This is a genomic window from Mesorhizobium sp. M2A.F.Ca.ET.037.01.1.1 (assembly GCF_003998075.1).
GTDB lineage: Bacteria > Pseudomonadota > Alphaproteobacteria > Rhizobiales > Rhizobiaceae > Mesorhizobium.
The window spans coordinates 1-2,252 of the sequence record NZ_RZSA01001017.1; the positions used below are offsets into that span (position 1 = coordinate 1).

Annotated in this window: 3 protein-coding genes and 1 pseudogene; 3 read left to right on the plus strand and 1 reads right to left on the minus strand. The window is 65.9% G+C overall.

The genetic code is table 11. From position 1 onward, the window contains the following. The 3 genes from EOA27_RS32755 to EOA27_RS32765 all read left to right on the plus strand — a co-directional run. Window positions 1-249: ATP-binding cassette domain-containing protein (locus tag EOA27_RS32755; RefSeq protein WP_127258328.1), on the plus strand; the 249-nt coding region annotated here is incomplete at its 5' end. Then, window positions 242-1,228, plus strand: coding sequence for an ABC transporter permease (locus tag EOA27_RS32760; protein ID WP_126081024.1), 987 nt, complete (start codon window positions 242-244; stop codon window positions 1,226-1,228). The genes EOA27_RS32755 and EOA27_RS32760, both read left to right, overlap by 8 nt. Before the next feature lie 157 nt (window positions 1,229-1,385). Further along, window positions 1,386-2,114, plus strand: a complete 729-nt coding sequence (locus EOA27_RS32765; RefSeq protein ID WP_127258330.1) for a YdcF family protein — start codon at window positions 1,386-1,388, stop codon at window positions 2,112-2,114. Here EOA27_RS32765 and EOA27_RS42565 read toward each other — a convergent pair. Then, window positions 2,111-2,252: pseudogene (locus EOA27_RS42565) on the minus strand (pyridoxamine 5'-phosphate oxidase); the annotation flags it as partial. The gene EOA27_RS32765 and the pseudogene EOA27_RS42565 overlap by 4 nt on opposite strands.

The following is a 2,252-nucleotide window of genomic DNA, read 5'->3' on the forward strand; positions in this document are numbered from 1 at the left end:
CTGTCGGGCGGCGAGAAGCAGCGCGCCGCGATCGCGCGCGCGCTGATCGAGCAGCCGGAGATCCTTTTGGCCGACGAGCCCACCGGCAATGTCGATCCGCCGCTGGCGCGCCGGCTGCTGAGACTCTTCATCGAGCTCAACCGGCTGGGCACCGCAGTCGTCATCGCCACCCACGACCTCGGCCTGATGGAGCAGGTCGATGCGCGTCGTATGATTCTGGCCGGTGGAAGGTTGGACGTCTATGACTGACTTTCCGGCCGATCACCTCCAGGATGAAGCCGAGGCGCCGGTGACGGTCCGGCGCGTCCAGCGCAAGACGGCGCCGATCGTGCCGGCGCAGAACATCGCCGGGCGGGCGCTGGTGCTGGTCATCGCCATCATGACCTTCCTGTCCTGTCTCACCTTCGGCGCGGTGACGCTGGTGCGCGACACCGCCTCGGTCTGGGAGAACCAGATCTCGCGCGAGGCGACGATCCAGATCAAGCCGGCCGACGGCCTCGACATGGAGGCGGCGCTTGCGCAGGCCTCGCAGATCGCCAGCGAGTTCCCCGGTGTGAAGGGCACCAAGATCATCGACCGCGACGCGACGGCGCGCCTTTTGGAACCATGGCTGGGCAGCGGCCTCAACATCGACGAGTTGCCGGTGCCGCGCCTCATTATCGTCACCATCGACGAGGCCAGCCCGCCTGACTTTGCCGCCATGCGCGCCGCCATCACGCCCAAGATCCCGACCGCCGCGCTCGACGACCACCGCACCTGGGTGGACCGCCTCGTCGCCATGGCGCACACCACGGTGACGATCGGCATCGCCGTTCTGGCGCTGATGCTCTCGGCGACGGTGCTGACGGTGGTGTTCGCCACGCGCGGCGCCATGGCCGGTAACGGCCATATCATCGAGGTGCTGCATTTCGTCGGCGCCGAGGCGCGTTTCATCGCGCGCGAATTCCGCTGGCATTTCCTGGTCACCGGCATGAAGGGCGCGGCAGCCGGCGGAGCGCTCGCGATCGTCGTCTTCATCGTCTTTTCCTGGTGGTCGTCGCGCAACATGGCGACGCCCGAGGCCGACCAGGCGACCGCCTTATTCGGCAATTTCGCCATTGGCTCCGCCGGCTATTTCGGCGTCGGCCTGATGGTGCTTGTGATCGGCGCGCTGACCGCGGCCACCTCGCACGCGACCGTCGTCGCCTATCTCAGCGACATCGACGTTCGCCAGCCGGACGCGGGCTGATCCATGAGCTCCAGCCGAAAGCCCGTGGAAGGCGTTGCATACAAACAAGGCAACGATCACGGCTTGGGCAGATGCCGTAACGCAAAGTGCGCCGCCTCACCTATCAAAGGCCGCATTTCGGAGTTAACCATTAGAAGCTTTCAGGATTAACCTGGGGATGATGGAAGCGCGGGAGCAGATCGAGACGGCTGGACGGATGCCGGCAGTGCGTGCGCGCGCCGCCGCCCCCGCCGAGTTTGGTCGTCTGCGGCTCGCCCTGCGCGTCTGCGGTTTCGTCGCTCTCGCCGCGCTGGTGCTTTTTGCCGGCGGCTTCGGCTGGTTCGCCGACAAGGTCAGCAATATGACGACCCCGCTCGATCCGGCCAGGGCGGATGCCATAATCGTGCTCACCGGCGGGCAGTCGCGGCTCGACGCCGCCATGGACCTGCTGGCGTCCGGCAAAGGGGAACGGCTGCTGATCAGCGGCGTCCATCCGTCGGCCACCAAACGCCAGTTGCAGGCGGCGATGGGTGGTGACAAGCGGCTCTTCTCTTGCTGTGTCGACATCGACCGTGCCGCGCTCGACACCATCGGCAACGCCGAAGAAAGCGCCAAATGGGTGGAAAACCACGCCTATGGCAGCATCATCATCGTCACCAACAATTACCACATGCCGCGCAGCCTGCTCGAGATGGGCCGGCTGCTGCATGGCGCGCGCCTTGAGCCCTATCCGGTGGTCAACACCAATCTCGGCAATGGCGGCTGGCTGACCAAGCCGGAAGCGCTGCGCGTGCTGCTGACCGAATACAGCAAATATGTGCTCTCGCTGGCGCGCGGCTTCCTGCCGCTTCGCACGACGCCCGAGGGCATGACGCTTGCCCAAGCATCGACCGCGGTGAAGAACTAGACCTTAGCCTCCAAATTATCTCGCAAGCGGGCAATCTCCTGCTCCAGGCCGGCGATGCGCCGATCGCGCTCGGCGAGCGCCGCCGCGACATCCGCCGCCTCGAAACGCTGCGGTATGTGCTGCGGACAATTGGCATCC